The following is an 8,812-nucleotide window of genomic DNA, read 5'->3' on the forward strand; positions in this document are numbered from 1 at the left end:
ATCTTGCTGTGACATAGCCTTTTGTTCCTTTATTTCTCTATTTTTGACGACTTAAAGTTATAAAGGAGCGGCTATGTCATTTCAACTCACCATGAAAGTCGAGCATCGCGTGAAGTTAAGTAGTGAATATGGATTTACCGATACCACATTTCTTGAATTATGTAATGTCGAACTCCCTCTTCATGATGGCTATACAACCGATATCTCAGCGGAATTCCACCCGTGGCAGGCAATTGCTCATTATTTAAGAGACAGTGATGCCTTTATTTTTGTCTCTCCTGAATGGCATGGGATGGTGCCACCAGCACTGAAAAACTTATTGTTATATTGCTCTGTGACCGAATTAGGACATAAGCCCGCATTATTAACCAGTGTTTCTAGTGGACCAAATGGGGTTTATCCTATCTCCGAACTGCGTATGACTGGTTTTAAAAATAACCATGTCTGTTTCCTGCCTGATCATTTAATTTTCCGTCAGGCTGGTAATTTAATTTCTCCTGAATTGGTTTGCAGTGATACAGCTTTTGAAAATCGGGTTCACTATACATTGAAGCTACTTAAATCTTATGCCGAAGCTTTGAAGCATGTACGAGACGCTATTGGTGATGAAATGCAACAGTATCCGTACGGTATGTAAGGAAGTTGTATTAAGCTTTAAAAATATACTTTCCGTCTTTCAGGTTGCAGCCTTACTGGCTGCAATTACTCATCCCAAATCCCGGTTTTATATCTCTACATTCTTAGGAGTGAAATGCCGGCTCCCTGTCTCTTATTTTATCCCCGTATTTGTCCTACCGTGTGATCAAAATTCATACTGCATCAAATGTGCTAAATTTAGTGGAGCGGCTTAGATTATTTCGCTTATCACATTAAAAGCCAGTCATTCTGTAATCCATTGCTAATTTCTATTTAAGAAAACAAAGGAGCTAATTTAATGGCCTGGTTACATGAACTTTTTAGCCTTTCTCCTGAAATTGCACTTTTTCTCGCTCTGGCTGGTGGCACATGGTTGGGGAGGTTCAAACTAGGAGCATTCCAACTGGGTGGTGTAGCCGGCGCACTGGTTGTTGCCGTATTGATTAGCCAGGTTGGTGTCAGTATCGGCGACGGAATTAAAAATGTCCTATTTGCCCTGTTTATTTATGCTGTCGGTTTTGATAGCGGGCCTAAATTCTTTTCCTCGCTGGGCCGTCAAACGCTACGTGAAGTTGCACTTTCTTTGGTACTGGCAGTGAGTGGGCTGTTGACACTCGTCGTCATGGCAAAACTTTTCTCCCTTGATCAAGGCACCGCTGCGGGCATCGCCGCAGGTGCATTAACACAATCCGCGATCATCGGCACCGCTGGTGCAGCCATTGCTAAACTTGATCTGGCTCCGGCACAGATACAACAGTTGCAAGGCAACGTTGCCGTCGGTTACGCAGTGACTTACATTTTCGGTTCCCTTGGCACCATCATTATCTGCGTTAATATCCTGCCCAAAATAATGAGGCGATCCATTCAGGAAGATGCGATGAAAGCCGAGCTGGATTTACTCAAAGGAGCACCTTTATTAGCCGCAGACCAGACGCCTGCTCTACCGGGTATTGTGGGCCGTCTCTATGAGGCCGGACCGGCAAAAAATATACACGTCTCAGAACTGGAAGCGTTAGCTTCTCCACAGTTCCCCGTTACGCTGGAAAGGCTAAAGCGCGGAGGAGAAGAAATTCATGTTACGCCGGACCTTCTCCTTATGGAGAATGATGTTTTACTTTTGGTCGGACGCCGACAAGGTATTGTCGCTCTGGCTAAGCATCTGGGGAAGGAAGTGCTGACCGAGCACGGGCCATCGATGGTCATGACAACCAGTGAAGCGCTGGTGGTAAATCCGGCCTTTATTAATAAGCGGCTTGCAGAACTCCGCACTCAGGTGGCCTCCGATGTACGTCATGGTATCTATGTCATCAGCATAAAACGTGGCGAAAATATGCTGCCCCTTTCTGATGATACGGTCATCAAGCATAACGACGTGATAACGCTGTACGGCAGCGAACAGGATATTCAGCGAGCGATATCACTGGTCGGCGCTTCTCTGGTGAAAAGCATCAAGACAGATTTGCTTTTTCACTGTCTCGGTATTGCCGTTGGCCTGTTAATCGGCCTGCTAATAGTACGTATCGGCTCCGTGCCTCTTACTCTGGGAAGTGGCGGTGGTGCACTGCTGTCCGGTCTGCTTTTTGGCTGGTATCAGTCGCGTAAGCCGCTGAGCGGTAATATACCCAGCGGTGCCTCTTCAATCCTTCGTGATTTGGGGCTGGCCGGTTTTGTGGCCGTAGTAGGACTGCAATCAGGCCTGCAAGCGGTTGAAACTATTCGCTCAAGCGGTATTTCGATTTTTCTTATTGGTGTGGTGGTCACCGTCGTACCGTTGATGATTACGCTGTTTATCGGGCGTTATCTCCTGCGTTATGACAATGCCGCCATTTTTGCCGGAGCCTTGTCGGGAACCCGCAGTGCTAATCCCGCTTTTGGTGAAGTTCTCAATAAAGCCGGCAATGCCATACCAACAGCCCCTTTTGCTGTGACGTATGGTTTAGCCAATGTGTTCCTGACTTTATTAGGCCCACTCATCGTTGCTATTGCATAAGCCAATGTAACCTTTACAAGTGGAGTAAACTACATGTCTAAACAACAGGATAAATATGCTGCTCTCAGTCCTTTTGAACTTAAAGATGCGTTGATCCAACTGGCGTCAAGTAAATCCGGGCGCACGATGCTCAATGCAGGTCGTGGGAACCCGAATTTTCTGGCAACCTTACCGCGCCGGGCGTTTTGGCGTTTAGGTCTATTTGCCACTTCAGAAGCTGAGCTCTCCTATTCTTATTTGCCGCATGATATCGGTGGATTGCCCCGGATTGAGGGTATTGAGGCGCGCTTTGATGAGTTTCTGTCAGCAAACCATGACCAACCCGGTATCTCTTTTCTCGCCAGAGCCGTCAGCTATGTTCGTGATCAACTTGGCCTGTCGGCTTCCCAGTTTCTGCATGAAATGGTTGAGGGAATTCTCGGAGCCAACTATCCAGAACCTCCGCGTATGCAGCGGATTAGTGAGCAGATTACCCGAGAGTACATTGTAAAAGAAATGGTAGGCGGTCTGGTTTCAGCACAAGATGTGGAACTTTTTGCTGTTGAGGGCGGCACAGCAGCAATGACTTATTTGTTCAATAGCCTACGAAATAATGGTCTGGTGAAAGTCGGTGATAAAGTGGCAATAGGCTCCCCCATCTTTACACCTTATATTGAGATCCCTCAGCTTGAAGATTTTCAGCTTAAGACGGTGATGGTACAGGCGTCACCCAAAAACCGCTGGCAGTATCCCGACAGCGAGCTGGAAAAGTTGTTGGATCCTTCGGTAAAAATATTTTTCTGCGTTAATCCCAGTAACCCGGCTTCCGTTAAAATCGATAAGCATGGTTTGGAAAAACTGGCAGACATTATCCGTCAACGCCCTGATTTGATTATTCTTACCGATGATGTTTATGGCACTTTCGCTAATGATTTTAAATCCCTTTTCGCGACCTGCCCACGGAACACAATTCTGGTTTATTCATTCTCCAAATATTTTGGTGCAACCGGATGGCGTCTCGGTGTAATTGCGTTACACCGTAACAATATTCTCGAGCAGAAACTGGCTGCTTTACCTGCCAGTGAGAAAAAACGCTTGAATAAACGTTATGAGTCCCTCACTCCTGATGTCAGTGCCCTGCGCTTCCTTGACCGGGTTGTTGCAGACAGCCGCAGTGTGGCGCTGAATCATACCGCCGGATTATCCACCCCACAGCAGATTCAAATGGTACTGTTTGCTCTGTTTTCCCTGATGGATAGTGATAATGGTTATAAATCCTCTGTAACCAAGATCATTCGTCGGCGTCAGGCGGTGCTATATCGTGAACTGGGCATTGTTCAGCCTGATGATGAAGAATCCGTTGATTACTATACGCTGCTTGATCTGGAGGAAATATCCCGCCGCATTTATGGTAATGCTTTCGCAACATGGGTGAAGGGTACGGTTGATTCAACTCAGTTCCTGTTTAAAATCGCTGAAGACACCGGCATTGTGATGTTGCCAGGTTCGGGTTTCGGCACCCTGAAGCCCGCAGGCAGAATATCGCTTGCCAACCTCAATGAGTATGAATATGCCACTATCGGCAAGGCGTTGAAAAAATTACTTGAGGAATACTTTGTTGTTTTCACAAAAGAGGGAAAACACAAATCAAATATTTCCCCAAGTAAAGTGAATAAAAAAGATCATTCTAAGATAGATAGTTATTAAAATTTAATAGGTGGCTATTAAGTTCAATGTCTATCGAAAGACGGATCTTGGCGTATCAGCCTGTTAACAACGATAGAGTGCAAAGTTTTGCACTCTATCGTTCAATGACCTTAGTCATCATGGAATCGTTCGATTCAACGCTCTCAACAGACAAAATGCAACAAAAGCGGCAGCGATGTTATAGAACATTCCGCTGACCAAGGCATTTTGATATCCCATAAAAGCAGTAACACCTGTAATGTCTAATTTCCATTGAACCAGAATACTGACAATAGCAACCCCAAAAGCAGCACCAACTTGCTGTAGCGTAGAGACAATACCTGAAGCCATTCCGGCAAATTTAGTATGAACAAAAGCCAGCACAATATTAAGTAATGGTGTCATCACAAAACCCTGCCCATACCCCAAAATGGTAACAACCGGAATGATTAATAATAAGTTAGAATTAACCTGTAATTGAGCGATAACAACAGCCAATACAATAAATGAGATAAAATATAGCAGTGCTCCCGCCACAATAGCCTGATTACCGAATCGTTTAACCCAGTAAGGCGCTGTAAGTGAAGATAAAACAAACCCAATACTGGCGGGTGCAAAAATTAGTCCGGCATCTATGGCAGCAAGACCCAAACCACTTTGTAAAAATAATGCAAAAATAAGAAAGAATGAACTGGATGTGGAATAGATACACAAAACCAATAAGCAACCTAAGCGGAACTGTCTGTTTTTCAGTAAATCGAAATTGAATAATGGCGTTTTTCCCTGATAGACATAACGCCTTTCATGTCGCACAAATTGTGACAACGTCACCAGTGAGAACAAGAGCAGTAACCAACACCATGCTGGCCATCCCAGGACTGGGCCGACTAAAAGCGGCGACAATAAGGCAAAAATACCAATACCGGAAAGTGCGACTCCTCCCCAGTCCAACCCTGTTTTTTCCTTTGCCTTGCTCTCAGGAATATAACCAGAAAAAATCAGTGCCAGTATCCCGACAGGGATATTAACGAGGAAAATAGATCGCCATTGTAAATCCCATAAATTGGCCGATATCATCCATCCACCTAAGATTTGCCCTGCGATAGCAGCAAACCCTAAAGTCATACCCAGTAATCCAAATGCCTTGCGTGCGTTGTCTCCCTCGAAATTAACACGAATACAGGAATATACCTGTGGAAATAAGAGTGCAGCAGCAAGACCCTGCAAGAAACGAGCGATAATTAAAGTATTTGCGGTTGGCGCTAAACCACAAAGTAATGATGTGAATGTAAAGGTAAGAATACCAAACTGAAATAACCGCCGTCTGCCAAACAAATCGCCTAAACGACCACCGGTAATCAGCAATAAACCAAACCCAATTTCATAGGTCACAATGACCAGCGTAACCTGAAATATACTTGCCTGTAAGTGGGTCTGGATATTGGTAACGGCAATATTGACAACAAACAAATCAAAAATAGTCACAAATCCAGCCAGTAATAATACGGACAGGGCTAAATAATCCCTTTTAGTCATAATCAGAACCCCCTCGCTATTTGAAATTAAGAGGATTTTAGTTCTCATATTATCCTGTTACAATTTAATCAATTATACTATTACTAAAAGTAATGGGACTGATCTCAATGTCAAAGTTAAAAAGAACTCGTACTGAATTAGCCAATTTTTTGCGTACTAAAAGAGAAAGTATCAGCCCTGAATCTGTCGGGCTACCGCACATTGGCCGACGGAGAACATCGGGGTTAAGGCGTGAAGAAGTCGCGGCTTTGGCCGGTGTTGGCCTGACATGGTACACATGGTTAGAACAAGGTCGGGAAATTGGCGTATCGGCAACTTTTTTAGATAATATTGCCAGTGTTTTTAAACTCAATTCAGCAGAACGGCGGCATCTCTATTTACTGGCCCATATGCGTGAACCTATTACCACCAGCCAGACGCGAAGTTTTATTTCTCCCCTGATCAAACGATTGATGGGGGATTTATCCCCTCATTTAACGTATGTATTAAATCTATATTGGGATGTGCTGGAATTTAACCAGCAGGCCGATGAATATTTTCATTTCAGCCAGATAAAAGATGAGCAACGTAATTTATTATGGTTGTTATTTACCAATAATCATTACCGTGAATTATTACCAAATTGGCAACAGGATGCTTATAAAATGTTAGCCAGTTTCAGGCGTGATTATGCGATAGCTTCAAAAGATAGTTATGTTCAGGATCTGGTGAATAAATTACTTAAAATTTCCCCTGATTTTTATGAAATGTGGCATCGGCATGAAATCTATGAACCCTGTAATGGAGTGCGGTCGTTGAGTATTAATCAGCAAATTATTCCTTTTGAGTACACCTCACTGACTATTGATTTAGAAAAATATCTACGTTTAATTGTTTATGCGAAACAAATACCTTCCTTGTAGCGTCATCATTAACGTTACGGACGTTTTTTTGCATATGACCCAGCGTTTAATAAATTCAATATTTGAGGGACAAAAACAGTCAATGAAAAAGATTCCAGTACTGGTTGTCACCGCCTTGCTGTTAAGCGGCTGTGCAACACCAAATCGTAACACTATTTCACCAACACCCTCGCAGGATTGTCATACCGGCGAACCCATGATCCAGACTACACTCTACTTTGGACTGAACCGTCCGTCAGGGCCGGTGATTACTGCCGCCGAGTGGCAAACATTCATCGATCGACAGGTCACGCCACGCTTTAAAGACGGTCTGTCGGTTTTTGATGCTAAGGGACAATGGTTAGGCAACGACGGCAATCTGGCGCGCGAAAGCAGCAAAGCATTACTGTTAATCCATACACCGGGCAAGAAGAGCGAAACAAATATCGAGGCGCTACGCAGCAGCTATAAACAGCAGTTTGCGCAAGATTCAGTAATGCGGGTAGATGCGCCGGTATGCGTATCGTTCTAAGAAATATCCCGGCGATGAACCGGGATAAGGGATCCTTACTGACACCTGAATAAATTAGTACAAATTGTCTTTAAGCCGTTGAGGTAATTGAGCATCATACTCAACATCATCAAATTCATTTTTACTCAATGCCTTGAGAATATAACCCGGACTAGGTAAGGCACTACGATCAATCTGAGTTGACACATCCCATAAACCTGAACGCATAATGGCTCGGCTGCATTGGAAGAAAACTGCATCGACCGTAATCCGCAAGACAGAGTGCGGTAAAGCATTACGATGGGCAAAACGTTCTAATATTGACGGCGTAACCAGAATTTCTGCCCGACCATTAATACGCAGGGTCTCGCCAATCCCCGGAATTAACAGTAACAATGCAACACGATTGTCATGAAGAATATTACGCAGGCTATCAATACGATTATTTCCCCTCCTATCAGGCAAGATTAGCGTCTTTTTATCCTCGATATGAATAAATCCCGGCTGATCTCCCCGTGGTGAAGCATCCAGCCCGTCTTTGCCCGCAGTCGCCAACATGGCAAATGGTGCTGCTTCAATAAATGGTCGATAAGCCGGATGAATATGGTCAGTTTCTTTAAATACAGAAGCCCCTACTGGCTTTCCGTAAATTTGCTCAAGTTCAGTAATATCAGTAACAATTTTATCCATTATGGAATCTATCCTCATATCAACCCGTAATCGGCTCTGTTTTATATGGCAGGCGTATTTAATTTGCGAAAATGCATCACATATTCAGAATGCCCTGTCACCTCATCTTTACCCTCTTCCGCTACATAAAAACCTTGTGACAGGTAAAAATTATAACTGCTTTTATTTTCCTGATAGACGGACAGAGTAAGTTCAGTTCTGCGACTTTTAGCATCCATGATTAATTTCTTACCCACTCCCTGCCCCTGACTATCAGGTGATACAAAAATTGCAGCTAATATATCATTATGTAACGCATAAAAACCGATGACCTTTTGGTTTTGAGTATAGACATACACTTCAGATGCCGGAATATAGATATTCCTCATATTTTCAATCTGGGATTGCCAGAAATCAGCCGCGACGAAATGGTGTGCTTTAATGGACGCCTCCAGCCAGATTTTCAGAACCGTGTCCATATCTTCTCTTAAAAATTTTCTGATCATTATTATTCCAATGTTTTCTCTTTTTTGAGTACAGATATGATAAATGAAGGTTTAATGAAATTTGGAGTATAAGGAATTATTTTTTAGTAGAGTAAAAAATCCTCCACTACTGCGCACGACATTCTTTTCAGAAGTAAACCCCAGACCCAAAAAATTTTTTATAGAATTATGTTATTTAATAAAGTTACAGATAGTTGTGAAGCCATATTTTATTTCAATACTATTGGTATATTGTAAAAAAAAATCAGATAACTCTTTTTCAGCCTATTTGCTCACACATCAACCTCTTGTTAGTTTTATAAAACTATGAGCTAAACCAGAATCCAGATTAATTATCTATTATCACGTTTTTAAATAGCCATTTTTCTGTGTATTAATGAAAATGAGTTTAGTCATGAAAATAAAATCTCATTATGAT

8 protein-coding genes are annotated in these 8,812 nt (G+C 43.0%); 5 read left to right on the forward strand and 3 right to left on the reverse strand.

The window, feature by feature from the left end:
- Window positions 1–73 precede the first annotated feature (73 nt).
- The 3 genes from AACX68_RS03640 (at window position 74) to AACX68_RS03650 (ending at window position 4,312) form a co-directional block, all read left to right on the forward strand.
- The gene (locus tag AACX68_RS03640; RefSeq protein WP_228860628.1) at window positions 74–637 is read left to right on the forward strand and encodes an NADPH-dependent FMN reductase; all 564 of its coding nucleotides are present in this window, start codon (window positions 74–76) and stop codon (window positions 635–637) included.
- A gap of 297 nt (window positions 638–934) precedes the next feature.
- On the forward strand, window positions 935–2,626 hold the full coding sequence (aspT, locus tag AACX68_RS03645) for an aspartate-alanine antiporter (RefSeq protein WP_228860629.1): 1,692 nt from the start codon (window positions 935–937) through the stop codon (window positions 2,624–2,626).
- A 33-nt stretch (window positions 2,627–2,659) separates the two neighbouring features.
- On the forward strand, window positions 2,660–4,312 hold the full coding sequence (locus AACX68_RS03650; protein WP_228860630.1) for a bifunctional aspartate transaminase/aspartate 4-decarboxylase: 1,653 nt from the start codon (window positions 2,660–2,662) through the stop codon (window positions 4,310–4,312).
- Window positions 4,313–4,429: 117 nt separating this feature from the next.
- On the opposite strand, the gene AACX68_RS03655 is transcribed toward AACX68_RS03650, so the two are convergent.
- Entirely contained in the window at window positions 4,430–5,827 is a 1,398-nt protein-coding gene (locus AACX68_RS03655; RefSeq protein WP_228860631.1) for an MFS transporter, read from the reverse strand.
- A gap of 107 nt (window positions 5,828–5,934) precedes the next feature.
- On the opposite strand from AACX68_RS03655, the gene AACX68_RS03660 reads away from it, so the two are divergent.
- Window positions 5,935–6,729, forward strand: a complete 795-nt coding sequence (locus AACX68_RS03660) for a helix-turn-helix transcriptional regulator (RefSeq protein ID WP_228860632.1) — start codon at window positions 5,935–5,937, stop codon at window positions 6,727–6,729.
- Window positions 6,730–6,811: 82 nt separating this feature from the next.
- Complete coding sequence (locus AACX68_RS03665) at window positions 6,812–7,240, forward strand: DUF3574 domain-containing protein (protein WP_228860633.1); 429 nt, start codon at window positions 6,812–6,814, stop codon at window positions 7,238–7,240.
- 54 nt (window positions 7,241–7,294) lie between these two features.
- Here the strand turns inward: AACX68_RS03665 and AACX68_RS03670 are convergent, their stop codons facing one another.
- Both AACX68_RS03670 and AACX68_RS03675 read right to left on the reverse strand, forming a co-directional pair.
- Entirely contained in the window at window positions 7,295–7,909 is a 615-nt protein-coding gene (locus tag AACX68_RS03670; protein WP_255705726.1) for a pyridoxamine 5'-phosphate oxidase family protein, read from the reverse strand.
- Between the two features lie 41 nt (window positions 7,910–7,950).
- Entirely contained in the window at window positions 7,951–8,394 is a 444-nt protein-coding gene (locus tag AACX68_RS03675; protein WP_228860634.1) for an N-acetyltransferase, read from the reverse strand.
- Between the last annotated feature and the right edge of the window lie 418 nt (window positions 8,395–8,812).

The sequence above is a fragment of the Xenorhabdus sp. PB61.4 genome, from assembly GCF_963894935.1.
GTDB classification, from domain to species: domain Bacteria; phylum Pseudomonadota; class Gammaproteobacteria; order Enterobacterales; family Enterobacteriaceae; genus Xenorhabdus; species Xenorhabdus stockiae.